Origin of the sequence: Arsenicibacter rosenii (genome assembly GCF_001870735.1) — a bacterium.
Taxonomy (GTDB): Bacteria; Bacteroidota; Bacteroidia; order Cytophagales; family Spirosomataceae; genus Arsenicibacter; species Arsenicibacter rosenii.
The window spans coordinates 127241-150704 of record NZ_MORL01000011.1 but is presented as its reverse complement, the minus strand read 5'-3'; the positions used below and the strand labels follow the sequence as shown (position 1 = coordinate 150704).

At 47.3% G+C, this 23464-nt stretch carries 27 protein-coding genes and 1 tRNA gene; 18 read left to right on the top strand and 10 right to left on the bottom strand.

What is annotated here, in order from left to right; all coding sequences use genetic code 11:
- The first annotated feature begins 3 nt into the window (after nt 1-3).
- From BLX24_RS19345 to BLX24_RS32755, 13 genes are all read left to right on the top strand, one after another.
- Nucleotides 4-423 carry a hypothetical protein gene (locus tag BLX24_RS19345; protein WP_071504834.1) on the top strand — a complete coding sequence of 140 codons (420 nt, stop codon included), beginning with the start codon at nt 4-6 and terminating at the stop codon, nt 421-423.
- A gap of 1 nt (nt 424) precedes the next feature.
- Nucleotides 425-811: a DUF1353 domain-containing protein gene (locus BLX24_RS19340; protein WP_071504833.1), complete on the top strand. Its 387-nt coding sequence runs from the start codon at nt 425-427 to the stop codon at nt 809-811.
- Entirely contained in the window at nt 808-1566 is a 759-nt protein-coding gene (locus BLX24_RS19335) for a hypothetical protein (protein WP_071504832.1), read from the top strand. The genes BLX24_RS19340 and BLX24_RS19335 overlap by 4 nt, the downstream gene beginning before the upstream one ends.
- A complete protein-coding gene (locus BLX24_RS19330; protein ID WP_083422069.1) occupies nt 1527-2048 on the top strand; it encodes a hypothetical protein in 522 nt (173 codons plus the stop codon). The genes BLX24_RS19335 and BLX24_RS19330 overlap by 40 nt, the downstream gene beginning before the upstream one ends.
- A 9-nt stretch (nt 2049-2057) precedes the next feature.
- Entirely contained in the window at nt 2058-2348 is a 291-nt protein-coding gene (locus tag BLX24_RS19325) for a hypothetical protein (protein WP_071504831.1), read from the top strand.
- Nucleotides 2338-2727, top strand: coding sequence for a hypothetical protein (locus tag BLX24_RS32760; protein WP_071504830.1), 390 nt, complete (start codon nt 2338-2340; stop codon nt 2725-2727). Before BLX24_RS19325 ends, BLX24_RS32760 begins: the two co-directional genes overlap by 11 nt.
- The gene (locus BLX24_RS32210) at nt 2627-3022 is read left to right on the top strand and encodes a hypothetical protein (RefSeq protein ID WP_177225874.1); all 396 of its coding nucleotides are present in this window, start codon (nt 2627-2629) and stop codon (nt 3020-3022) included. Before BLX24_RS32760 ends, BLX24_RS32210 begins: the two co-directional genes overlap by 101 nt.
- Nucleotides 3023-3072: 50 nt before the next feature.
- Nucleotides 3073-3375 (top strand): ubiquitination-like system serine protease family protein, encoded by a 303-nt coding sequence (locus BLX24_RS19315; protein WP_071504829.1) that lies wholly within the window; start codon nt 3073-3075, stop codon nt 3373-3375.
- 2 nt (nt 3376-3377) lie between these two features.
- Nucleotides 3378-5462, top strand: coding sequence for a hypothetical protein (locus BLX24_RS19310; RefSeq protein ID WP_071504828.1), 2085 nt, complete (start codon nt 3378-3380; stop codon nt 5460-5462).
- Entirely contained in the window at nt 5462-5941 is a 480-nt protein-coding gene (locus BLX24_RS19305) for a hypothetical protein (RefSeq protein ID WP_071504827.1), read from the top strand. The genes BLX24_RS19310 and BLX24_RS19305 overlap by 1 nt, the downstream gene beginning before the upstream one ends.
- Nucleotides 5941-9522 (top strand): phage tail tape measure protein, encoded by a 3582-nt coding sequence (locus BLX24_RS19300; protein ID WP_071504826.1) that lies wholly within the window; start codon nt 5941-5943, stop codon nt 9520-9522. The genes BLX24_RS19305 and BLX24_RS19300 overlap by 1 nt, the downstream gene beginning before the upstream one ends.
- 49 nt (nt 9523-9571) lie before the next feature.
- Nucleotides 9572-10732, top strand: a complete 1161-nt coding sequence (locus BLX24_RS19295) for a putative phage abortive infection protein (protein ID WP_177225873.1) — start codon at nt 9572-9574, stop codon at nt 10730-10732.
- 199 nt (nt 10733-10931) lie between these two features.
- The gene (locus BLX24_RS32755; protein WP_177225872.1) at nt 10932-11081 is read left to right on the top strand and encodes a hypothetical protein; all 150 of its coding nucleotides are present in this window, start codon (nt 10932-10934) and stop codon (nt 11079-11081) included.
- Between the two features lie 14 nt (nt 11082-11095).
- Here BLX24_RS32755 and BLX24_RS19290 read toward each other — a convergent pair whose 3' ends face one another.
- From BLX24_RS19290 to BLX24_RS19275, 4 genes are all read right to left on the bottom strand, one after another.
- Nucleotides 11096-11338, bottom strand: coding sequence for a hypothetical protein (locus tag BLX24_RS19290; RefSeq protein ID WP_071504824.1), 243 nt, complete (start codon nt 11336-11338; stop codon nt 11096-11098).
- Between the two features lie 9 nt (nt 11339-11347).
- The gene (locus tag BLX24_RS19285; protein WP_071504823.1) at nt 11348-11917 is read right to left on the bottom strand and encodes a recombinase family protein; all 570 of its coding nucleotides are present in this window, start codon (nt 11915-11917) and stop codon (nt 11348-11350) included.
- 190 nt (nt 11918-12107) lie between these two features.
- Entirely contained in the window at nt 12108-12590 is a 483-nt protein-coding gene (locus BLX24_RS19280; protein WP_071504822.1) for a hypothetical protein, read from the bottom strand.
- A gap of 12 nt (nt 12591-12602) precedes the next feature.
- Nucleotides 12603-13655, bottom strand: a complete 1053-nt coding sequence (locus BLX24_RS19275) for a helix-turn-helix domain-containing protein (protein WP_071504849.1) — start codon at nt 13653-13655, stop codon at nt 12603-12605.
- A 214-nt stretch (nt 13656-13869) separates the two neighbouring features.
- Between BLX24_RS19275 and BLX24_RS19270 the strand changes: the two genes are divergently transcribed.
- The 4 genes from BLX24_RS19270 to BLX24_RS19260 are packed head-to-tail and all read left to right on the top strand — an operon-like array spanning nt 13870 to nt 17204.
- Nucleotides 13870-14685 (top strand): SMODS-associated NUDIX domain-containing protein, encoded by an 816-nt coding sequence (locus BLX24_RS19270; protein ID WP_071504821.1) that lies wholly within the window; start codon nt 13870-13872, stop codon nt 14683-14685.
- A gap of 7 nt (nt 14686-14692) precedes the next feature.
- The gene (locus tag BLX24_RS19265; RefSeq protein ID WP_071504820.1) at nt 14693-15865 is read left to right on the top strand and encodes a cyclic GMP-AMP synthase DncV-like nucleotidyltransferase; all 1173 of its coding nucleotides are present in this window, start codon (nt 14693-14695) and stop codon (nt 15863-15865) included.
- Nucleotides 15858-16349 carry a type II CBASS E2 protein gene (locus BLX24_RS32205; RefSeq protein ID WP_143092718.1) on the top strand — a complete coding sequence of 164 codons (492 nt, stop codon included), beginning with the start codon at nt 15858-15860 and terminating at the stop codon, nt 16347-16349. The genes BLX24_RS19265 and BLX24_RS32205 overlap by 8 nt, the downstream gene beginning before the upstream one ends.
- Before the next feature lie 54 nt (nt 16350-16403).
- Nucleotides 16404-17204, top strand: a complete 801-nt coding sequence (locus BLX24_RS19260) for a matrixin family metalloprotease (protein ID WP_071504819.1) — start codon at nt 16404-16406, stop codon at nt 17202-17204.
- A 9-nt stretch (nt 17205-17213) separates the two neighbouring features.
- Here BLX24_RS19260 and BLX24_RS19255 read toward each other — a convergent pair whose 3' ends face one another.
- From BLX24_RS19255 to folP, 6 genes are all read right to left on the bottom strand, one after another.
- Entirely contained in the window at nt 17214-18494 is a 1281-nt protein-coding gene (locus BLX24_RS19255; protein ID WP_071504818.1) for a Y-family DNA polymerase, read from the bottom strand.
- A complete protein-coding gene (locus tag BLX24_RS19250) occupies nt 18491-18943 on the bottom strand; it encodes a LexA family protein (RefSeq protein ID WP_229201851.1) in 453 nt (150 codons plus the stop codon). Before BLX24_RS19250 ends, BLX24_RS19255 begins: the two co-directional genes overlap by 4 nt.
- A gap of 415 nt (nt 18944-19358) precedes the next feature.
- Complete coding sequence (locus tag BLX24_RS19245) at nt 19359-19793, bottom strand: hypothetical protein (RefSeq protein ID WP_071504817.1); 435 nt, start codon at nt 19791-19793, stop codon at nt 19359-19361.
- Between the two features lie 408 nt (nt 19794-20201).
- Nucleotides 20202-21524, bottom strand: a complete 1323-nt coding sequence (locus BLX24_RS19240) for a hypothetical protein (RefSeq protein WP_071504816.1) — start codon at nt 21522-21524, stop codon at nt 20202-20204.
- Between the two features lie 260 nt (nt 21525-21784).
- Nucleotides 21785-21857: transfer RNA gene (locus tag BLX24_RS19235), tRNA-Lys, on the bottom strand.
- A 53-nt stretch (nt 21858-21910) separates the two neighbouring features.
- Nucleotides 21911-22789, bottom strand: coding sequence for a dihydropteroate synthase (gene folP / locus BLX24_RS19230; protein ID WP_071504815.1), 879 nt, complete (start codon nt 22787-22789; stop codon nt 21911-21913).
- 67 nt (nt 22790-22856) lie between these two features.
- On the opposite strand from folP, the gene BLX24_RS19225 reads away from it, so the two are divergent.
- Nucleotides 22857-23396 carry a DUF1599 domain-containing protein gene (locus BLX24_RS19225; protein ID WP_071504814.1) on the top strand — a complete coding sequence of 180 codons (540 nt, stop codon included), beginning with the start codon at nt 22857-22859 and terminating at the stop codon, nt 23394-23396.
- Nucleotides 23397-23464: the final 68 nt, after the last annotated feature.

The following is a 23464-nucleotide window of genomic DNA, read 5'->3' as shown; positions in this document are numbered from 1 at the left end:
ATCATGCAGCAGCAACGAATTACCCTGCCCGACGATCCGACGCTGGTCGGTATCCGTCAGGATCTGGTCTGTGAAGGCTTCGCAGTTTCCTTTACTGAGTCACGGATTATTCCGGTCCTGTTTCTGGAGCAGTTCTTCCGGACGCAGACCGAAGTGCCCGCCGAAGACGGCAGTACAACGATTGTCTACGGCGAGTGGCAGCCCTATAAGCGGTTCTACCCGTCGGGCCGCGTCTCGATTCCGACCGAATCCAACAACATCAAGCGGGTCGATCCGGCTACGTTTGAGCTGGTGGAAAGCGGCGGCATCGGGGAAGTGGACGCCATCTGGTCGCAGTTCGGCGGGCCGATTTCGGTGCTGCTGGGCACGCTGATGAACCGGATGATCCAGCGGGGAAACCTTAACGATCTGAGTCAGCTCTGATATGGCCGTTCACATTCTGCTTGTCTCTGTAATGAAGGTCTACGGCGAAGATCCCGAGTGGTGGATGCTGACTGAGCCGGCACGGATTCCCTGTCCGGGTGGCGATGTGATCGTGCCGGCCGGCTATATCACCGACTACGCCTCCAGACCCAAATTTGTGCCGGACTGGCTTATCCCCAAATCAGGGCTGAGTGCGATGCCGTCAGCCGCACACGATTATCTCTGCGAGACGGGAGTCGTTTCGCGCAGGGAAGCCGACCTGACATTTAACCGGCTGCTGCTGGAGGCGGGCGTTCCGCGCTGGCAGCGGCTGCTGATGTATTACTATGTCCGGCTATTAGGCTGGGCGCGCTATAAAAAACAACCCGAACAAACTTTACCTCAATGACACAGCCAATAGCCCCCGATCTGCACCGGGGCGTAAAACAACTCAACAGCCGGCAGCCGGCACCGGACAAGGAAAACCTGAAAGCCCAGCTGGCCGCACTGGCCAGCCAGGTCGCCGAAATTGAACTGGAAGAAGTGCAGCAGCAGGAGCAGCAGCGCACCCAGGCCCAGCGCGAATATCAGGAGCTGCTCAAGGGAGCCGAAGATTTCCGGCAAAAAGCCATGAAGGCCATCACAACAACCAAGAAGGAGGCCTTTGAGGAAAAAATGTATCAGTGCCTCGACGCTGCCCAGACCATGCGGGAAGAATTCCCGTTCCTGGCTGAGCAGGCCGAAGCCGTTCAGCAGGAGCAGGCTCAGAAGCAGCCCAAACACTTTGTGGTCGGCAGCACGAATGCACTGGTCGTCATGCTGGTCATTTTTGTGGCCTCCTGCGCGCTGACCTACTGGATTTTCGGGGGCGATGCCAAAGACCCGCTCAATCCGCTGGGGAACACCATCATTCAGAATGCGCCGATCCGGGCAGCGGTGACCTTTAACATCGACTTTATGGGACATCTGGTTGGCTTCTTTTTCATCTGGTTACTGCAACCTTATATCTACCAAATATGGCACAACCAAATCCACTCCGAGCGGTCCTTAAAATCACTCTTGTTTTCCGATGCGCCTGCATCCTCTGTCTTGTTTGTCTCAGTAGCGGCCTTCATAGCCGAAGTGTGGCTGTTCATTACGATCTACAACGCAGTAGTGATCTGACGCCGCCGGATTCTGTACTGGAGGCGCGCCGGGCGTGTATCCTGCGGGCGACGGCCAGTCAGGCCTACGTGGTCGAAAAGACCGGCCGGAATGATCACCCGCAGATCTACGAATATTTCCGGGTCGCCGGTTTTCCCAACGCAAAGTCCTGGGACTGGCACGGTCGCGCCTGGTGCGGGGTCTTCGTCTACTGGGCAGCTAAGGAATGCGGCTGCGTGCTGCCGAAGGGTAACTACGCAATGGTGCTCACGTGGCAGAATCTCAAGTCGTTCCGGCTGCTGCCGGGCGAGATTCCAAAGCCGGCCGATGTGGTGACCTACAAGCCCTACAGCCACGTCGAGTACGTGAATATCTGGCCGCCGGATCCCCGCAAGCTGTTCTTTTACGCTGACGGCGGAAATACCGGTGGCAGCGTGAAAACGCAGATTATGGTACTACGCCGTAAGGCTGACGTAAAAACTGTAATACGTATCGTTCGCTAATATCCAACCATGAAAAACAACCTCTCTCTGCTGGACCGGCTACAACTGCCAACCAGTCCGTTTTTTAAGCCCCTGGTGAAAGCCGGGCTTTTAGTTGCCATGCTATCCGCCTTTCTGGTGACCATTCAGGCCAGCCTTACCTCGGGCGGCATTGATGCGCCGGTTTGGCTGAAAACCACAACAATCGTTGTGGGCGCCATCGGGGCGGGCATTGCCGCCGCCGCTAAACTGACGGTCGATTCTGAGGCTCCCGAGACAATTGCGCGCATCCGGATCAACAGCCTGAACGATGTCGTTTAAGAGTCTTACCAGGGCGGTAGTTGATTTTACAAAAGCCAACTACCGCCGTTTCCTGGCTGATCTGCTGATTGCCGGTCTCGCCGCCGGGGTAACCGGCCTGTGGGGAGCCTTCAGCGAAAACCGTGAGCTGAAAACCTGTCAGGATGAGCGTACGGCTTTGTTGCGGGAAAATACCCGTGCGCAGAGTGTACAGGACAGCATTCACTACGCGGGTATTATTGCCCGGAAAAACGACACCATTTCCCGAAAAGATGAACAGATCCGTAATTTTCATCTGCGTGCTGCACGCGATTCTATCTATCAGCAGTCCCTGCTGCGGTCAATTCAGGAACTCAACCGGTACGCCAAAACAGGTCAGCTCTCCGGACTCCGTAAATGAAGTTGCGGAGCTGGTCAGCAACGCCCGCGCGATCCGCGACTCGCTGACGGTATTTGAAGACCTCAAGCTCCGGATCAAACCGATTAAGTCTGAGCTGGAGCGCTGCCGCGAGCAGAATGCGGCTCTTGAGGTAACCGGTCAGAAGCTCCGGACGGCGGTCAATACAATGGCGGAGAAGTATGCGCAGTCCGATCAGCGCGCAGCCGATTACCGGCGACAGCGAAACAAGGCCCGGCTCGAGGTCTGGGCGTGGCGGGTGAGCGCCGCCGCCGCCCTGTATTTATGGCTCAGGTAATACCCATTGGTCGGGACAATCATGTCCCGACCTGATTTTTTGACCACACCATGAAGATTCTTGATCTGAACCCTGACGGCAAACGCGATAGCTGGCCGACGCACTTGTTTTATTGCCCGGGCTGCGAGAGCTATCACGGCTTTAATGTTATCGACGGCCGGGGCTATCCCGTCTGGAGCTACAACAATGATCCGGTCCGGCCGACCATCCGCGCCAGCCTGCTGGTACGCTATCCCAAAGGCGATACGATGCATATCTGCCACAGTTTTATTACGGACGGACAAATTGAGTTTCTGACCGATTCCACCCATGCACTCGCCGGCCGGACCGTCGAGCTGCCTGATACCGACTAGCTATGATTGAGATCCGCAATGCCGAAGGGCTTTCCCTGCAGCTGCCGGCCGGCCAGAGTATCACCGTCGAGCAGGCTTCGGGCTGGCTGGCCGGCGATGAGCTGCCCGGCTCGTTTTCCTATCCGATATCGGCTCCGCTAAATGAGAACAACGAGCGGTTTTTAAAGTACGCCTACCGGCCGGCCAGCACCCGGCCCGTCATGGAGCTGCCGGTAAACGTGCAGCTGCAGGGCGTGCTGTACCGGAAATGCCTGTTTGCCTACCGGATTAACGAAGGGAAAATTGACGGTTATCTGAAGATTGATGCCGGCGAGGTCTGGCCGCAGCTGCGCGACAAACAGATCGGCGACGTGCTGCCGGAGTATCTGCACCTGGGTGACGGGATATTTTCCGGAAGCTACATTTCTCTGAAAGACCGCCTGAAGCAGATTGCACAGATGCCGCCCGGGACATACCCGTTCACGTTTTTCCCGATCAAAAACGATCTGCAGATTGAAGAAGCCTTTACGGCCGATAAGCTTTCCGGATTCGTGCGGACGGGCTATCTCAACGGCTGGAGCGGATCGGATTTCCGCGTCGATACGGGCTCCGTATTCGGGCACCTGATCAGTCCCCAGCTGTATCTCTGGTACGTATTTGAGCAGATCATGCTGGCAGCCGGCTACCGGCTGGCGGGTGACTTTTTCGCTGAGCCGGAAGTGCAGCGCCTGACGATTCTGAACCTGACGGCCATGCATCAGGCCTCCGGATTCAATGCGCTGGCCGGTAATCTGATGTATCCGAAACTGCACCTGCCGGATCTGTCGGTGTCGGATTTTCTGAAAGCCGTCAAGGCGCGCTACGGGCTTATTTACAGCTTCAACTCAACCGACAAGATCTGCACCGTGCGGCGCTATGCCGACATCTGGAAAAACCGGCGGGCGATTCAGGACTGGCGGGAGTTTCAGCTGGCCGGCTACGGCATTGAGGAGCCGTCAGGTAAGGGCTTTACGCTGGAAGAATATATCGATCCGGCGGATGAGCTCTTTAAGATGCCCGATCCGCAGGGAAATCTACGGCCGGGCATCCCGAAAACCTACGTGCTGGGCAAGGGAGGAGAGCCGGTTTCTCTACAGGTCGGCACCACGCAGATGACTTATATTCCCGCCCCCTACAGCACATCGGCCCGCTGGATGGTGCCGGTCGTGCGTCAGCCGGGCACGATTCTCGATCCGGCCTACAAACAATCGGATCGCTATATCGAAGATAATAATATCCAGAATGCGGTAGGGCTGAGACTGCTTTCCTATCGTGGTCTGGTCGATGACTCGCAGGGGGGGAGATACCCGCTGGGCACCTCCGACGTCAGAAACGGCCGGCAGGAGGTCATCGGGCAGGTAGCCCCGCGCATGTCGGGCACCTACGGCGGCTGGAATACGGGGCTGAAGCTCTACTATGATTTTCTCGATAAGAACCGCAAGGTAACGGTTGACCTGCTCATCCCGGCGCAGCGGCTTTCTGGGCTACAGCTGCACGAGCCGCTGATGTGCAGCTTCAACGGGCAGAACGTGAGCCTGCTGCCGGGGCAGGTCAGGGCTGAAGCGCCCGGCTCGTCGGGCAAACTGACTACCGAGCTGGAGGCCTACACCGTTCCGGACGGAGCCGATATTCCCCGGATCACTCCGGATCCGCTGGTCTATGTCGAGCTGATCCAGACGGTGCTCGAGTCGCGTACAGGTGTGATTGGTATAGTGCACGAAATCCGTAGCCTGACCGTGAAGGTCTGGAAGGATGCCGCCCGCAGTCAGCCGGTGTCAGCCGGTCAGTTGCCCCTGTCGGTGAATATATTCATGTCGCGCACCAAACGGTTTTACACTACGGACCGTAACACGGCAAAGAGCTATCCCGACCGGCTGGAGCAGCAGATCAAAACCTACACGATCACCGGTGCCGTCCAGCAACTGGAGAGTCAGAAAACTGTCCTGATGCAGGGCGAGCCGCCGCTTCCGGAAGAAGGGAAAATACCCGCAGGCTGGAGCACCCCGATCTATATCCAGACCACATCGTTCTATGTCACCATCGGCGATGATTATGATATTCTGATCTGATGAATTACCGCGAGCTGGACATTAATCAGCGTATTAACCTGAAGGGGCTTTTTGCCGCCTGGACCGATATTACCGTAGACCGGTTCCGAAAGGAGCTGGACAGGAAAGTCTATTCCCGCTACGACCGCCGTACCCGCTCCCGCGTCAGCCGGGCAACCCGCACCGGAGAGCTGCGGACCAACTGGCGGCAGCAGGTGCGCATGGCTGACCTCTCCTCGGGAGGGATCATGATCTCCTTTCTGAAGTACGGGCGCTTTGTCGACATGGGGGTAGGGAAGGGCGTTGACTATGCCCTTTCGAAATATTCCCGTGTGCGGGCCAACGGGGATCCCATCAAGCGCCGCCCTAAACGCTGGTACGCAAAACGCAAGGCCTATGAGGTGCACCGGCTGCGGGAGCTGATGGTGCGCTACTATGTCAATATTCCGGTCGATCTGCTGGAAAATGCATTAACCACATCCATTAATATTACAATCTGATGGCAACCACCCAGAACGACCGGGCTGTAATCAGTCTGGTCATCAACGGCGAGCAGGCCAAGGCCTCGCTGAAGGAAATTTCACTGGCCACCACCCGGCTGCGCTCCGAGGTGCTGAAAATGAAGGAGGCGGACAATCCGGAGCTGTACCGGCAGAAGGTCAAAGAACTTAACGCCATGAATGCCGCCTACCGGGCGCAGATGAGCACCCTGAGTCAGGTCACCACCGCCTGGCAGCGCTTTAAAAAGGAAATGGGCACGGTGGCCGTCGGTGTGGTAGGGGGCAACGTGATGACCTGGGGGCTGCAGCAGTTTGCCTCCCTGGTTCCGGATACGATTAACCGGACCATGAAGCTGCGCGATGCGTTCGCTGACATTGAAAAAGCGACCGGCCTTTCTTCGCAGAAGGTAAAGGAGCTTAACCGGGAGCTTAAAAACATCGATACACGTACCAGTAATGATGATCTGCGCAGCATTGCGGTGGTCGGTGGCCAGCTGGGCATAGCCAATGCCGAGCTGGTTGATTTTGTAAAAAACACGGACATGGCGGTGGTGGCGCTGGGCGATGAGTTCAAGGGGGGAGCTGAAGAAGTAGGTAAGGTTTTCGGCGGCATTGCCAAACTCTACAAGGAGACGAAAACCATGAATATCGGTAAGGCCATCAACGATATCGGGTCGGCAGTTAACGAGTTGGGTGCTGACGGTGCTGCCACCGGGCCGGTGATTGCTGAGTTCGTAACCAGAATCGGCCAGATGGGTGATCTGGCCCCGAGCTTAACGATGTCGCTGGCACTGGGTGCTTCGTTTCAGGAGCTGGGGCTGACCGCTGAGATTGCCGCTTCCGGCCTGACGGGACTGTTATCGACCGCCGCTAAAGAGTCAGATCTGTTTGGTCAGCAGCTGCGGATGAGCAAAAAAGAACTGGAAGCCCTCATCAATACGAAGCCCGATGAATTTATCCGTCAGCTGGCTGCCAGCTTCAAGGGTATGACCGCCACGCAGGTGCAGCAGCAGCTGGCCGCCCTGAAGGTCGAAAGTCAGGAGTCGGCCAAAGTGATGAGCATACTGGCCAATAACACAACCCTGGTTGAATCCAAATTCCGGCTCACGGCAAAGGCAATGGCCGAAGGCAGCAGCCTTGCCAAAGAGGCGGCTGCCCGGAATCATCAGCTGGCTAAGGACCTGAAAGACCTTAATGAGTGGTTCAGCGGACTGCTGACGTCAGAGGGGTTACAGAACTTTCTGGTTAAGGCGGTCCATAATACCCTTGAATTCACCAGAGTGCTTTCCCGTCTGGGGCCATGGCTCAAAGAGAATCAGGAGTACCTGTACCTGTTTGCGGCGGCGACGGTGGCCTATTACGGTGCTACCATCAAGGCCACGCTGGCCACGGTCGCCAATACCGCCGCCGAGACCTACCGGAAGGTAGCCTACGAGGCGGGCTTCCGCTGGCTGATCATCAGCGAAGCAGCTACCAAAGCCTACGCGTTTACCACCGGCGTGCTCACCGGACAGATTTCGCTCCAGACAGCGGCGGTCACCATTGCCCGTGGTGTATGGACCGGCTTTAATGCCATCCTTGCGGCGAATCCGATCGGTGCCGTGGTAGCCGCCATGACGGCGCTGGTGTTCATCGTGAAACGCTCTTCCGAGCACGCGGAGCAGAATCTGGCCATCGCCCGGGAGCAGGCCCGCATTCAGTTTGAGCTCAAGCGGGAAATCATCAACCATTCCCGCGCGCAGGATGAGCTTAACAAAAAAGTCTCGACGTACAATGATCTGTCGGCGCAGGAGCAGGCAAACACCAAAAAGAGCATTGCCCTGAAAATGGCGGAAGCGTCGGCCCGGCTGGCCAACCTGAAGGCACGGGCGAGAGAGCTGGCTTTGCAGGCGGCCGGTAATGAGCCGACTGCCTGGGAAAAGCTGAAGTATGATGCCGAAAACTTCTTTAAGTTCAAACAGGGCTCCCGTCGCGGGGCCATCTTTGAGATTCAGCGCCAGAAAATGAATGAAGCCTACAGTGGTGCGATGGCCGGATCAGACGAGCTACAGCGGGAAATCGACGGTTATAAGGAGTTTCAGAAACAACTTGAGGTCTTTGACCGGATGAAGTCGGGCGGCGGGGTTGTCACGCCTCCAACCATTAAGGATAAAGATAAAAAAGGGAATGCGAAAACCCAGGCCGAAAAGGATGCGGACAGTCTGGAAAAAATGCTGGAAGACGCCCGTCAGCGGATCATGGAAGGGGAGAAGACCGACTATGAAAAGCAGGTGGCCGCCTTTGCTGAGAAATACAGTAAAATGTATGAGCTGGCCAAAACCGACGAAACGAAAATTACGGAGATCCGTCGGCTGAGCCTGCTGGAATGGGGAAATATCGAGAAGAAGTACAATGAAGAGCAGGCGGAGAAAAAACAGCAGGAACTGAGCACCCGTCTTTCGGAGGCGGAGCAGGAGCTGGAGCTGGAGCGCCAGCTGCGGGCGCGGGAAATTCAGCGCATGCTCGATGACGGCAAACTCACGCAGGAGCAGGCGCGTACGGGAGAACTGAATAATGAAGAGATCTATCTGGAGGCAAAAAAACTCCTTTATTCGGGGCATTATAAAGCTCTGGAAGAGCTTTTTCAGGGATTTGCGGATAAGGAAAAATCCATTGCCGAAAAAAGGAAGAAGGACCTCGGTAAAATAGACAAGGAGATACAGCAAAATCAGAATGAAAAAGGGGCGCAGCAGTCTAAAAATGCACAGGAAACAAATCAGCAGCAAAAAGATCTCATTTCTCAGAAGGATAAAGAAAAAGAAAAGCAATTAGAGCTTGCGCTGACCTATAAGGAAACAGGGCAGATGGCTGCCGAAGCTCTGAAATCAACATTTCAGGAGCATACGGTAGCCTACAAAGCTGCTATTGCGGCTCAGAAAGCATTTGCTATTGCCGAAGTAATCATTAACCTACAAAGACAGATTGCACTGATTAATGCGCAGGCCAGTACTTACATGGCTAATCCGGCCCAGGGCGCAGCAATCCGTACAGCCCAGGCAACGGCGGCACGTATTCAGGCCGGAGTCGCTATCGCAGCCATCGCTGCTGCCGGTGCCCGTGAACTGTCTGCTAAGGGGACACAATTAAACCCGAATACACCTACCAAAGCGATTGGCGGATACACGGACATTAATACCCTGCGCATGGATACGTCGGGCAGTCCGTCAGGGTTTGTATCGGATCCTACGTATTTCGCGCTGGGTAGCCGCAGCTATGTCGCCGGCGAGGCAGGGCAGGAGTTTATCATTAATAACCGCGCCCTTCAGTCGCCGGTGGTAGCCAGCTTTGCCAGGATGATTAACGCGGTGCAGCAGAGCGGGCATTACTCAGCGTTGTCGGGTGGTTCGGCGGCTCAGGGCTCCGGACCGGCTGCTGTGCCGGCCGATCAGTCGGCGGTGCTGGCTGAAATGCGGGCCATGAACCGGCAGATGCGGGATATGAGCAGTGCGGTGATTTACGCCGTCAATGAGTCAAATAACTATTTCCGGCTTAAAAAGCGGGATGAGCGGGTGGAGGAGATCCGGAAGGGGAGTAGTCTGTAGTGAGAATTACTTTATAAAGTAATTCTCACTCATTTATATGTACTTAATTATGAAACAGGAGGAAAAGATTTTTGCTGTTGATAGAATTGTTACACTTGGCATCATATTGTCTGTTGGTACAATGATCTTTGTGTTAGGTTTGATTTTTTCGCGCATATATAATCTAAATACGATTTTTGATTCAGCAAAAGAGATAGAAGGCCTAGGTCAGATTGGTGATGTTATAGGTGGGGTATCTTCACCTATAATAGGTCTTATCGGAGCATTATTGACTTTTCTCGCTTTCTGGATTCAGTATAGTTTTAACCAGTATCAGACAATCAAGATTGAAGAGCAAGGAAGAGATTCGGAAAGAAGTCGTTTTGAAGGGTTATTCTTTGAGATGTTACATATACACAGAGAGAATGTCTCAGATATAACAATTAAGAATACATCAAAAGGCCGGAGGGCGTTTATCTCAATGTTCAAGGAGTTTAAGTTTTGCTATTATGTCCTCATTAATATTTATAACGAATACAAAAAAGAACATGCAGAATTTGAATTGACGGATATACAATTAGTGAACATAGGGTTTGTGACGTTTTATTGGGGATTGGGAGAGTCTTCAGAAGAAATCGTTAATACACTACTTTTTTCGTATCCTGAGGAGTTTAGAAAAAAATATTATGAAAAGCTGGAATATTACCAACAACGATGGATAGGGCAAGATCTTGAAATAGAGCGTTATGCAAAATCAAAAGCACTACAACGAGAAGCTGAATTTTTTGGCGATGGAAAACCATCACATAAAATTGAAGTTCAGATAAAAGCTGGAAAAGCTTATTCTCTAACAGCTGGCTATAAACCTTTTGCTGGGCACTTGGCTCGTTTGGGACATTATTATAGACATCTTTTCCAGACTGTTGATTTTATTGAGCGTCAAAATCCACAGAATAAAAATGAGTATATTCGGATGTTAAGGGCACAGATTTCATCCCATGAGCAGCTTTTACTTTATTATAATTCATTAACAGTGATGGGGACACCATGGTGGGACCGTGAATTCATAAAACAATATAAATTAGTTAAAAACATTCCGCTACCATTAGCAAATATTAGTCCCTTACCTACTGATAAGCTTTCATTTAACTATTTTGAATGGGATGAGATAACCCTTGCCTTGCAAAAGCAGCAACGCGAGGTAATGACTGATCGCATAAGTGACATTTAGTTTTCCGGTTCCGAGCTGTTATATTTGCCCCGCTAAGCTTATTGAATTTCCCAAAGAGGTATGGTACCGCCATTCAGTTGGCGGTGCTGTACCCCCGTTTCTGTATTATAATGGTACAGATAGTTACCTCTTTGGGATGGAGCTTAGCAGCGGGACAGGCAGCACCGCCAGTTGATTGCCGGTAAACTCTACTCTTCTCATGGCATCGTCCGATCAGCCAACAGCTCAGCAGCAGCTGGAGCAGCTCCAGCGCCAGCTTATTATTCTTAAGCAGAAAAAAGAGGTAATAGATAAGGGAATAGCTGACACGGAAGCAGCAATTGCGCGGCTGGAAAAAATGCAGAAATAGGTAGGCGAGCCGGCTTACTCAAAAAAGTCCAGCCTTAAGAACTCGTTGAGCAATGCTGACGGGAAGGCATAATTCTTCTTTATCTCCCAGTCAGATTCGTTCATCTCGGGATGACCGGTCAGTCTTCTTACCAGAAATTCTTCTTTCCCCTTAATGGTGATCCTGATCCAGGAAGTGCAGTTATAGCCTGAATTTCTGGGAATGATGAATTCCTTATAGTCCGGGCTGTTCTTTTTGGAGGCGTATACGTAAAACATGGTTTTTGCTTAAACTTCTACACCCCGTTCGCGCAGATATTTATAGACAGTAACCTTTGATTTTTTCAGCCGTTTGGCTATTTCGGTTACCGTGTGCTTCTCCCTGAAAAGCGTTTCGGCAATGCGGGCAGTGCTCTCCGCATCTTCCGACATTCCTTTGGGCCGGCCGCCGGTACGGCCCTGTCTGCGGGCACTTTCCAGTCCGGCCATTGTCCGCTCCCTGATCAGCTCCCGCTCAAACTCGGCAAGACTACAAAAGATATGGAAGATCAGCTTTCCGCTGGGGGAGCTGGTATCAATCTTTTCATGCAGGCTGGAGAAACTGATGCCCTGACTGGAAAAATTATTGACCAGCTCAATGAGATGGACCAGCGACCGTCCCAGACGGTCCAGCCGCCAGACAACCACCTCGTCTCCGGAGCGAAGTGCCTTCAGCAGTTCTTCGAGTTGCGGGCGGTCTCGTTTGGTACCGCTTAAGGTATCATAATATATTTTGTCGCAGTCAGCCGTCATCAGCGCCTGAAGCTGCATATCCAGATTTTGTTCCGAGGTCGATACCCGGGCGTAGCCAAACCTCATAGCATTTGTTCAGAAAAACGGGTGATGTGTAAAAATAACTGAACGAAGTTTACTGAACGGGTTTTCTTTACACAATTTTTGCGGAATTCACATCTGCGGGGTGATTGGGGGCGGCGTACAGATAAAGGACCGTTTTACTGTACACATTATTGGTGGATATAAGCTAATTTGCTAAGCCTTAAAGTCTTTGTTAACTAGGCCAGTTAATCTCGGATATACCTTTGTTAATTTGCCTTAGCTGGTTGAGACATTGGCAGGCATATATTTTATTGATAGAATCGCGTAAGTAAAGTTCATAAATTAACCATGAAATAGATTGTACGGTTATACCTCTGGCCTGCGCCTCTTGTTGTACCAATTTAACATGAGTTAATAAAACACTTTTATTTTCTGCTGCAAGCTCAAAAGCCATTAAGTCTTGTAAACAGAATTTATTGCCGAATTTTAATTCGTGAGATATTAACTCAAGTTTGATAGGATTAAAGTTGTTTATAATTAGAGAGTTATTACCAATGAAAGGTTTGAATACATTTTTTTCATGTGATGTTAATTCATCGAAAGTTAGATGAGGAATGTGGAAAGCAGCATCTAACTGAAAAAGCAGATGCACTAGATTAACTTGGAGTAAATCATGAAGAATAGTGATGTCGTGGATAGTTATATTTTCAGGCATGGAAGAATTAGGCTATAATATTCTATCAAGTATTCGTTTTAACTCTATTGTTTTCATTTCGCCTAAAGCCGCAGCTTTACCAATTGTTACTAACTCTTCTGCTGCTATTCTATATAGTAGCTGAGTAAAGCGGAAGGTTCTTTCTTGCCCTTTGTATTTACCCAAGCCTTCTTCCTTTCTATTTTTACTTATAGATATGAAAAAAGCTTTGTATGCGTATTCTGTTATTATTGACAGATCTTTACATCTTCTGACAATAGCCTGAAGAGATATTCCGTAGTTTTCTTTGATTGTTATTAGTTCAGCTATTGTAATTGTTGATCTTTTAAATCCAATTAAATTAATCATAACCGGTTTAGGGATGAGCATTGCACTTGCAAATCTATGACAAATACTTTCTACTACTTTGCTGTCCAACTGACGAGGTATTTTAAGTAAAATATGGCCTAATTCATGTAAAGCTGTAAACCTTTTTCGCTCCGGCAAAAAATTCTTGTTTAAAACAATAACAGGCGTATGATCTGCAAATGCAGCGAGGCCATCAAATGCTTCAGGTGCGTCTATCTCAATAATTTTGACACCTTTTTCTTCTAACATTTCAATTACATTTGGGATAGGGTTATATCCCAAATGCCACTCTCTTAATAAATGCAAAACAATATTTTCAACCGATTCAGTATCTTGTACAAGCATATCTGAAATAGGATTGTAGAAGTTATTCTCTATCCTTAATATATTTTCTATTTCAAGATATCTTTCTAAATGACTTCTAATTTGTTCTTTTATGCTGTTAAGATCTTTAACGCTAAGATTTGCTCTTTTTCTGAACTCCACTTTGCTAAGCTCTACATTCATCGCCTTAAAGAAATAGTCAGGCCCAACGTTTAAAGCTTGAGCTAGCCCAGTAATTACACTTTCATCGGGCATCATTTTACCATCTTCATATTTTTTGATCGAATTGTAACTTACAATTGATCCGGACTTCTCTGAGAGCTCACGTAGTGAAAGCTTTGCTAACAAACGAGCTTGCCTGAGTCGGGATGGAAAAGGATTATTGGTACTCATAGTTGCCTTCATAGGTTGACAAATATATAAACTGAATATTATCTGTAACCTAATTTATTGTATTAATGATTTTTTTATTTTTATAAATTGCTGATAATCAGTGATTCAATGTTTTTTTTGATTGGATTCTTTTTTGTAAAATGTGGTTGACAAAAGAAGGTTTGGAACTTTTTTTGTCAACCAATCATTGTTGTTGTATCTATACATATGAGATATGAGCAATTCACTTAGCTTGCTAATAAGTATACTTGTTATCCTTATTAGTATATTCTTTTTAAAAGATTGGCCAAGCATTCAGGCTCCAATCCGAGATGGCGGTATCGGGATAGCTATTTCATCACTAATTGGGATTTTGATTGATGCTTGGAGACTAAAAGATTATATATTAATCTGTGTCCAGGTGTATTTTATAAGGCCATTAAGACCTGTGCGCTTGTCAATTGCATATTTTTTCAGAATAGAGATAGATGGCAAGTATTTATTAATAAGGAATCATAAAAAACCTGAAAGAGGTTATCAACCTGTTGGCGGCGTATATAAATATCTAAAAGACGAAAATGCGGAGTTTTTTCACAATATAGGTATTGAAGATCATACTGCGATGGGAATTGATGATGTGAGTAGAAACGATCTAAGATGTATTATAAAACATCGCATGAATCTGCCTAAATTTATTGATTGGTTTAGTTCTAAGAAAAATAGAGAACTTGATCCTTGGAGGGAGTTTTATGAAGAATTAATAGCTGATAATTTATTGAATAGAGAAGTATTTCCCTATATACAATATACTTATTGTAGGTCTGATTATGAAGGAATAAATGCTCCAGATTTTTTTTCCTATGAAGAGTTTTTATATGCAGATATATATCAATTGAAACCTGATGGAGAAAGGCAAAAGAGAGAAATAAGAAAACTTTTTGACGAACAACATCAGAACGAGAGCTATATTTTTGCTACACCTGAAGAAATTCGTAAGGGCAGGACAGATAATGGAAAAATTATATTACCTCAAGCAAGAAAAATTATTTAACTAAAATATGGAAAGTATGTTAAATTATGATGATCCAATTGTTCAATTAGATGATCAGCTGGATAAAATGGCTGAAGCACTTCAGTTAGACGATACCCGTCGCGAACGTATGGAAACGGCTTATAAGGCAGTTCATCAGTTTGTATTAGATGATACGGTTTTTTTTAAAGCCCTTGTTTCTGAAGCATATGCTCAAGGAAGTGTTCGTATGGGGACAACAAATAAGCCTTACGAAGGTAATGAGTTTGACTTGGATACCGTAATCCAATTAAAAACTATTGCTTCAAAATATCCTCCTGATGAGATAAGAAGACAATTAGAAAGGAGATTACGTGAGCCTGGAAGTAGGTGGAAAGATACTTTAGAAGTAAAGAGCAGGTGTTTACGAATACAATACAAAAATGATTTTCATATGGATCTGCTTGTTGCAAGTCAACAATCTGATTTTTGTAAAAATACTATTCTTGTCCTAGATAAAGAAACGAAGCAGGTATGTATAAGTAATCCAAGGGGACATGCAGATTGGTTTATTGAAAAAGCAAATCTTATTGTAGAATCTTTATTAGAGCAGGCAGATAAGAGAGTAAAAGCATCTGCTTCACTTGAGCGCCTTCCTGCTGATGTATTCAAACGTAAAAAGCCCCTACAAAGGAGTGTTCAATTACTAAAGAGGTATAGAGATATTTTTTTCGCGGGGAATAGTGATTATGCTACGTCAAGTATTATCCTAACTACTATAGCTGGGCAGTATTATAATGGAGAAGCATCAATATTTTCTACAATGGATGGGATTATAAATCGAATCATCAATGATGCAGACGATTTTATCTTTATGGGAAGTGGAAGGATAAAGGTCCTTAATCCTGTAAATAAAAATGAGGATTTTACTTCTAAATGGGATACTGAACCTCAATATTATAGTGAGTTTTTGCGTTTTGCACGCCATCTCAGAGGAGAGTGGAATAAGTTTAAGTATCAGCAGGGCGTATTGGTAGAGAGCCGAATTTTAAAGGGATTATTTGGTGAGGATGCATATAATCTTGGATCTATTAAACGCTCTGAGGAAATTAATAAATTGCGTTCAAATGGATTGTTACGCCAAGACCGTCAATCAGGAATAATTACTTCAAGCGTAATTGGCAGTAGTTTAGTTAAACCAAATACATTTTTTGGTGAGTAAGCAAAACTTTATTAAAAAGCCTAATTTAGGCCAACAGGCTGCTTCAATAAGGCGTTTGTATCCTGATTTTGAAGTTCAACTTGAAAAATATAACCAGCTAATAGTGTATGGATATGCAAAGCCAACTGCAAGGAGCTGCCTTTATAATTTCAAGTTAGTATATAGACATAATAAAAGGCCTGTTATTCATATTCTTGATCCTGTTTTAGAAAGAGGATTGAAAGGCGAAAAACCACCTCATCTTTATGGAGACTGGTCATTATGCCTATATTTACCTGGAATAAAAGAATTTACAGACTATGACAGGCTAAGTGATACAATAATTCCGTGGATATCTTTGTGGTTGTATTATTATGAAGATTGGTTAACTAACGGTAATGTTTGGAATGGAGGTGGAATACATCCTAATGTAATGCGTAAAACTGAAAAAAAACCTTATATACGTAGCTCAATTAGTAAAAGTATATCTTTTGTGAAAAAGTAGATATATTAATTGAATTGCGTTGACCTTGTATTTATTATATAAATTTCATAAATAATGGAAAATAAATTGATATTTGAGTATACAAAAGAAATAGCTCAAGAAACAAAGCAAAGGGCTATTTTACGTTCAATACAGGAACGAGAAAGTAATCTTAGTGATTTAAGTGATCAACAGAAAGGATTGTTAAATGAAATTAAGGTAAATCCTGAAAATAATATTCTGGGAGATAAATACTCCCTTATTCTTGAAATGGCCGCACAGTTAAAAAAAATGTGGCGTCCTAGTCGAGTATTAAAAGTATATTTTTTTCAGGGTGATAATATAAAATCTAGAGTTTTGGAATACGCTTCAATTTGGAGTGAATATTGTAGTATTAGATTTGTGGAAACAATGGATAGAAATGAGTCTGATATACGAGTTTCATTTGAAAATACAGGCTCTTGGTCTTATATAGGTGTTGATGCACTAAGGGTTTCTAAATCTGAGGCAACAATGAATTTTGGCTGGCTAAATGACCTTACTCCTGAACGGGAATTTAAAAGAGTTGTTTTGCACGAATTTGGCCATGCTTTAGGGCTTATTCATGAGCATCAGAGCCCGGCTGTTAATATAAATTGGAATCGAGACTATATTTACAATTCATTGTACTTCACCTTAAAGTGGGATAAAAATACTGTTGACAAAAATTTCTTTCAAGAGTATGAAAAAGCGACTACTCAATATTCTCAAGTAGATCCACTGTCAATAATGGCATATAGTTTTCCTGCTAATTTTACTTATGATGGTACAAGCTTCCCTTTAAACTACGAACTATCTGATATTGACAAAGAATATATTGGTAAAGTTTATCCATAATAAGCTTTATCAATAAACCTTCATGATATCTTTCCACCTGGTTGTATACTGCGGCGACATAAACTGCTGCCGGTGCTTCCAGGTGGGATCATAGCCGGCGCTGGCTACGCGCACCCGGTCACGGCCGAAACGTTCATTCAGTTTATCCATCGCCAGCGAGGCCTTCAGCAGCCGTTCATCCGGTAGATTGGTGAAGAAACTACCCTGCTGAAAGTCAAGCGGTACGAAACCCGTCAGAATAACCCCGATCTTCTGATAATTATAACCGAAAGCATAAATGGATTTCAGTGCTTCCTGCGCGTAGGCAATCAGCTCGGATGTACTGGCCGACGGGTGGGGCAGCTCCACAGTCCGTGAGTTATAATACTGCTTTGCGGGTAAATTGTTGCCTGATGTTCTGTGGCGGTTTGTGTGAATAAATATTGTCATAACGCCGGCCGCTGTCTTCTGCTTTCTGAGTTTTTCGGCTGCTCTGCCAATGTAGGTTGAAAGAGCTTCAGACATGGTTTTCAGGTCCGGTACCATCCGCCCGAATGAGGGAGCCACGCAGATGGCCTTTTTGGATGCTGCTTCCGTTTCAATCATCTTACAGGGCGTTCCACGCAGCTCATAGGCCATACGCAGGCCATTCACCGTCAGGTTATCAGAAATCCAGTCATCAGGCAGGTTCCGGAATTGCAGGGCTGTCCGGATCTCATTATGCTTGAGAAATGCTGCATACCGGTGGCCGATTCCCCAGAGTTCAGATACATCGTAGCTCTCAAGAGCAGCTTGGATCTTTTCTTCAGAATCGAGCAGATACACGCCCTGATGATCCGGATTCAGCTTGGCCAGTTTATTGGCGATTTTGGCCAGTGTTTTTGTCGGCGCCATACCGATGCTGGTAGGGACCCGCTGCCACCGGAGCACCGTGCTGCGGATTTCTTTTGCCAGTGCTGTCAGATCCGGATAAGTAGATTCATAGCCGGCCAGATCCAGAAAGGCTTCGTCGATGCTGTACACTTCAACATTTTCTACGAATCTGCCGATGGTGGACATAATCCGGGCCGACATATCACCGTAAAGCGTGTAGTTACTGCTGAAAACCGAAATGTCGTGCCGGTCAATTAATTCCTTCAGCTGAAAGTAGGGCGTACCCATTTTAATGCCGAGCGCCTTGGCTTCGTTGGAGCGGGCAATGGCACAGCCGTCATTGTTGCTCAGCACAATGACCGGTTTGTTTTCCAGCGCCGGATTAAAACTGCGCTCACAGCTTACGTAGAAATTATTGCAGTCGACAAGGGCGATCATAGCGGCTTATGAATAACGAAGGTGACCACACCGAAAACACGGAAATCGTCGCCGGGGTGCACGTAAATCGGCTCGTATTTGGTATTTGAGGGCATCAGGATCACCATGTCGCCGGCGTAGTGGATGCGTTTGACGGTGTGTCCGCCGCTGTACCAGGCGATGATGATTTTGCCGTCCACTGCTTCGCGGGAACTATCTACGACCAGGACATCTCCCGCCTCAATACGGTCACCGATCATTGAATCAGACGTTACCCGCACAAAGTAGGTGGATTCGGCATTAGTCACGCACAGATCATTAAGGTCACAGACCTTTTCCAGATAATTATCGGCGGGGCTGGGAAAGCCGGCCTGCACATAAGAGGAGAAAAAAGGTATTTCGTAGCGTGTCTCAATACTGGCCTTAACAATATCGGCCGGATCGATATAATCTGAAATAGCGATCATCATACAGGAATTTGCTGCTATGATAGCTATTTAAAGGGGTAAATACAACGCAGGGTAAGTGATATGATAATGAGTGAGTATTACCCGATGGAGGGGAAGTTTTATAACAGGTAGAAATTTGTTACTAAGCGTCGTATTGCCCATTTGTTGGGCAATCGTGAACTTTATTCCCGTCAAAATATCTGTTAATTGAGATACTTATCTGGCGACCAGGGCGACCTGTCTCAGATGTGCAATGCCTCCTCCTTTGTTATCGCAGATATAAATAGCAAAAGAGGAGACAGGTAAAGTAATGTTTTTTTGTTGGGAAAAGAAGCAATAGATCTAATACCTTTTGTCATTTTATTCAATAATAGAAGCAATTTGGAAAGTTTGTTTTATACAACTTTTCTATTCAAAACTTTCTGACTTCTGGTAATCAGTTCATTTTAATCCACTTTTGATTTGGATTACATGCATTATTAGGGTAAGTCTGTATCATTTCTTGGCCATTTGCTTGAATTACAATTTCAACTTTTAAGTTAGGATCTTGGACTACTCCACCGTTATTCCTTGTGTAGCCTATCGCAGAAAAGTTATTGGGCGATGTAGTTTGATTAATATTGGAAAGAATTTTTTCTCCAGTCTTAAAGCCATTCTCTGTTGCTGGCAATGAAAGTATTGTTGATTCACCATTTTTGATTTCACAAACGGTGCCAATTAAATTACTGCAACCTCCGTTGATATTACTTTCATATTTCCATTTGCCATTCACAGCAGAATTAGGTGAAGGAGTAGTGCCTGAGTCACCTTCTTTCTTTTTACAATCTGTTAACAAGAAAGAAATCGAGATAAGAAACAATAAGCGCTTCATATGAGAATTGTTTTTATGGATTGGCTATAGAATTTTACTGCTTTGAAAAATAATAAAAGTTGTTCTACATGATAAAATGATTTACTGAAAGGTACTCTAAATTTATTTAATGACTGTTTTGGGGACGAATCGAGGGAATATAGGTCTTATTTGTAGCGTTTGGCTGGCTATTTAAAGGGGTAAATACAACGTAGGGTAAGTGACACGATATAAGTCTGTATTACCGGAAAGAGAGGCTTCTGACAACAGGTACAAACAAGCGTAGGCGTTAGCGCGCAGAAAGTAATCCATAAATAAAGGTGTGTAAACAATTAATACTCAAGGTGTGTACGTGGACCTCTACTTATGGATTACCATAAGTAGGCAATTTCAGTCTGTCTGAAGCAGACGGGAAACTAGCTTACATGCTTACGCCAGCTTTGACGTGATCTGATCCCACGAGGAGAGCAGCTGCCGCAGCCGGCTCCGGCGCGGCCGTGCATAGTGGCGCAGCTGCCGGGTGGAGTTCAGGCCCAGCAGCGCGGCCACGTCGTTGGCATCGAGCATCAGCTCGTTCAAGGCCATATCCGCAAACGTCTTCCGTGCAATTTTGGTAGTCAGATCAATGGATAGTTTACAGTGCGCAGCAATCAAATGCAGGTAGTCGTTACGTCCCCCGTTAGCAATAGCCGGTAGCTCAGCCAGTTCAGAACCATACTTTTTGAAGATGGCCACCGCAGGCTCAAGCAGTTTGATTGTAAAGCCGCCGCCGGTTTTTTCTCTGGCACCGTTAAGCCAGTACTCGCCGGTTTTCTCCTCGATGGTGAACTTCTTGGCCCGGTAGTCAACATGGTGCATACCCGTAAAGCAGTTGAAGACAAAGGCATCCCGCTCCCGGGCGAGTGCATCAGCCTTTTTCTGCGTCAGCTTTTTCTGCCGGGCCAGCGTGTTGAAGTCAAAATCGATCAGCCGTTTCAGTTCCTCAATCGACAGGTGAGTTGTGTCCGGAACATCACAGCCACGGCTGATGCGGAACTTCTCCAGCGGATTGAACCGGATCAGGCCTTTTGAGGCTGACCAGCTCATTACTTCAACGACATAGCGCAGGTGCTTTTCGACGTAGGAATACTTAAATTCCTTTTCGTGCATGAAGTGATCGGTCAGGTTTTCCATATCAGTGTCGGTCAGGCCGGTGGCCGGACTTTTATCCTTATGGATGGTAGCCAGAAAATCCTGAATGTTTACCAGATGATTTTTCTTTCTGCGGACCGTGCTGCTTTTGATTTTCTTGCGGTCGACAAGCCGCTGCTGATAATCCATGTAAAAGCCGTGCAGATCTGCAAAGCAATACACCTTACGCCGTGTCAGGCGCTTTTCTATGACCTTCCCGTTTACTTCGACCTTAACGATCTGAACTACCACGTCACCGTTCAGGCAGCGCTCTTTAACCAGATCGACATTGATGTCTGCATTCTCCAGCTCCAGCCGGCGGAACGCGTCGTCAATTTTCCTGCGGATCTGCCGCAGCTTTTCATTCTGATCTCTGGCCCAGACGGAGCTGCCGGCCATTGCCTGTTTTTCGCGGTCCCACTGGCTGCTCAAGCATTCGATATGGGTTGAGCCCAGTTCGGCACGCTTGCCCTCATAACTGATGCGTACCTGAATAAATCCTGACGGATTTTCGGATTTTGTTTCGCTTGGTTTTTTGCGAAACCAGAAGAGCACGTACATGTGCGGAATGTTGTTGAACATAGGATGATGCAGTTTAGTGCATCATACCGAAGTTGAATTTTAGTATATTAATACTATCATATTGTATATATGGCTCTGAAAAGCCATGTAACCGCAGGTCACTCTTGTAACCGGGATTGTAACCGCAGCCATAACGTGCTGAATACAAGAATGAGGATTGAATGGCGTTAAATCGCTTTGTACGAGACAAAAAGAAAAAGCCACGTATTGCTACGTGGCTCGGTCATTTTTGAACTTTTGTCTTATTTCTGAAGACTTTGTGATCCGGCTGGGATTCGAACCCAGGACCCATACATTAAAAGTGTATTGCTCTACCAGCTGAGCTACCAGATCGTTTTTCCCTGTGGCGTATTATCGATTTGGGACTGCAAAATTAGTATTTGACTTTATATGACGCAATACCCCGTCTGAATTTTTTTTAAATTTTTTTTCAGCAGGATAACTTCAGCGGCCTCCCGGACATCATGCACCCGTATGATATCGGCCTGCTTCAGTACGGCTATTGTGTTCAGCACCGTGGTACCGTTCAGGGCCTCGGCGGCGGTTATGCCCAGTGTGCGCCAGATTGTTGACTTCCGCGACAGACCAACCAGAACGGGAGCGTCGAAAACGCGGAACGCGTCCAGTTTTTCCAGGAGTTCAAAGTTTTGGGCGGGTGTTTTGGCAAACCCGAAGCCGGGGTCAAGAATAATATCTTTGTGCCCCAATTGTTGCAGACGGGCGTATTGTTGCCCGATTTCGTCGATCACCTCCGGTACCAGGTCCTGATAGGCTGTATAAGACTGCATGGTTTGGGGTGTACCACGCATGTGCATGAGTACGTACGGAACACCAAGCTGTGTTACGGTTGCAAACATGTCGGGATCGAGTGTTCCTCCCGCCACATCATTAACCATGACCGCACCGGCTTCTACCGCCTGCCGTGCAACCGACGCCCGGAACGTGTCTACCGAAATCAGCGCATCCGGCAGGGCTGTCAGAATGGCCTCAATGGCCGGTAATACGCGGTCGGCTTCTTCGGCCGGGCTGATGTCGGCAGCACCAGGGCGGGTCGAATAGCCTCCGATATCAATGAAACGGGCGCCCTCGCGAATCATCTGTATGGCTGCATCGGCTACCTTTTCGGGCTTCATGCGGCTATGCTCATAGAAGGAGTCCGGTGTCAGATTCAGAATACCCATGATGCTGGTGTCAGGTGTAGGGCCGTCGGCCAAATTGACAAGCCGCCCCCGGCAGTTCAGCGTTTTTTTCGTAACTTTCGGCATATTTTTTGAACAATACGGTTCTGTCTGATACGTTCAGGAACCGTACCTGTCTTATTATTCTTAGCTAATGTCTCAAACAGAAACCCAATATCGTCAGGTCATTCAACGCTGCAAAGAATTATTTCTGAAAAAAAATCAGGACTACGGAACGGCCTGGCGAATTTTGCGACTGCCTTCCATCACTGACCAGATCTACATCAAAGCCCAGCGCATCCGGACGTTACAGGAAACAGGCATCAGCAAAGTCGGGGAGGGCATTGAACCGGAGTTTGTCGGGATCATCAATTATTGTGTGATGGCGCTTATTCAGATTCAGCTGCGTAACGACCCGCGGATGGAACTGCCAACCGATGAACTGGAAGTACTATATGATCATCAGGTAGGCCAGGTGATGCACCTGCTTTTTGCAAAGAACCACGATTATGGCGAAGCCTGGCGCGAGATGCGGGTAAGTTCGATGACCGATATCATCCTGATGAAATTGCTCCGTACCAAACAGATAGAAGACAATCAGGGAGCAACGCTGGTCTCAGAGGGCGTCGATGCAAATTATATGGATATGATTAATTACGCCGTTTTCTGTCTGATTAAACTGACACTGACTTAACAACTCATTAACAAGCAAGGGCAGGAACAAACACTATTTTTGCCGTACTGTACGCCTCTCTATTTTCT

Bases quoted from the DNA above. Each gene is read 5' to 3' on its own strand.
- BLX24_RS19345 (WP_071504834.1), top strand. From the start codon at position 4: ATGCAGCAGCAACGAATTACCCTGCCCGACGATCCGACGCTGGTCGGT.
- BLX24_RS19340 (WP_071504833.1), top strand. From the start codon at position 425: ATGGCCGTTCACATTCTGCTTGTCTCTGTAATGAAGGTCTACGGCGAA.
- BLX24_RS19335 (WP_071504832.1), top strand. From the start codon at position 808: ATGACACAGCCAATAGCCCCCGATCTGCACCGGGGCGTAAAACAACTC.
- BLX24_RS19325 (WP_071504831.1), top strand. From the start codon at position 2,058: ATGAAAAACAACCTCTCTCTGCTGGACCGGCTACAACTGCCAACCAGT.
- BLX24_RS32760 (WP_071504830.1), top strand. From the start codon at position 2,338: ATGTCGTTTAAGAGTCTTACCAGGGCGGTAGTTGATTTTACAAAAGCC.
- BLX24_RS19315 (WP_071504829.1), top strand. From the start codon at position 3,073: ATGAAGATTCTTGATCTGAACCCTGACGGCAAACGCGATAGCTGGCCG.
- BLX24_RS19310 (WP_071504828.1), top strand. From the start codon at position 3,378: ATGATTGAGATCCGCAATGCCGAAGGGCTTTCCCTGCAGCTGCCGGCC.
- BLX24_RS19305 (WP_071504827.1), top strand. From the start codon at position 5,462: ATGAATTACCGCGAGCTGGACATTAATCAGCGTATTAACCTGAAGGGG.
- BLX24_RS19300 (WP_071504826.1), top strand. From the start codon at position 5,941: ATGGCAACCACCCAGAACGACCGGGCTGTAATCAGTCTGGTCATCAAC.
- BLX24_RS19295 (WP_177225873.1), top strand. From the start codon at position 9,572: ATGAAACAGGAGGAAAAGATTTTTGCTGTTGATAGAATTGTTACACTT.
- BLX24_RS32755 (WP_177225872.1), top strand. From the start codon at position 10,932: ATGGCATCGTCCGATCAGCCAACAGCTCAGCAGCAGCTGGAGCAGCTC.
- BLX24_RS19290 (WP_071504824.1), bottom strand. From the start codon at position 11,338: ATGTTTTACGTATACGCCTCCAAAAAGAACAGCCCGGACTATAAGGAA.
- BLX24_RS19285 (WP_071504823.1), bottom strand. From the start codon at position 11,917: ATGAGGTTTGGCTACGCCCGGGTATCGACCTCGGAACAAAATCTGGAT.
- BLX24_RS19280 (WP_071504822.1), bottom strand. From the start codon at position 12,590: ATGCCTGAAAATATAACTATCCACGACATCACTATTCTTCATGATTTA.
- BLX24_RS19275 (WP_071504849.1), bottom strand. From the start codon at position 13,655: ATGAGTACCAATAATCCTTTTCCATCCCGACTCAGGCAAGCTCGTTTG.
- BLX24_RS19270 (WP_071504821.1), top strand. From the start codon at position 13,870: ATGAGCAATTCACTTAGCTTGCTAATAAGTATACTTGTTATCCTTATT.
- BLX24_RS19265 (WP_071504820.1), top strand. From the start codon at position 14,693: ATGGAAAGTATGTTAAATTATGATGATCCAATTGTTCAATTAGATGAT.
- BLX24_RS19260 (WP_071504819.1), top strand. From the start codon at position 16,404: ATGGAAAATAAATTGATATTTGAGTATACAAAAGAAATAGCTCAAGAA.
- BLX24_RS19255 (WP_071504818.1), bottom strand. From the start codon at position 18,494: ATGATCGCCCTTGTCGACTGCAATAATTTCTACGTAAGCTGTGAGCGC.
- BLX24_RS19250 (WP_229201851.1), bottom strand. From the start codon at position 18,943: ATGATGATCGCTATTTCAGATTATATCGATCCGGCCGATATTGTTAAG.
- BLX24_RS19245 (WP_071504817.1), bottom strand. From the start codon at position 19,793: ATGAAGCGCTTATTGTTTCTTATCTCGATTTCTTTCTTGTTAACAGAT.
- BLX24_RS19240 (WP_071504816.1), bottom strand. From the start codon at position 21,524: ATGTTCAACAACATTCCGCACATGTACGTGCTCTTCTGGTTTCGCAAA.
- folP (WP_071504815.1), bottom strand. From the start codon at position 22,789: ATGCCGAAAGTTACGAAAAAAACGCTGAACTGCCGGGGGCGGCTTGTC.
- BLX24_RS19225 (WP_071504814.1), top strand. From the start codon at position 22,857: ATGTCTCAAACAGAAACCCAATATCGTCAGGTCATTCAACGCTGCAAA.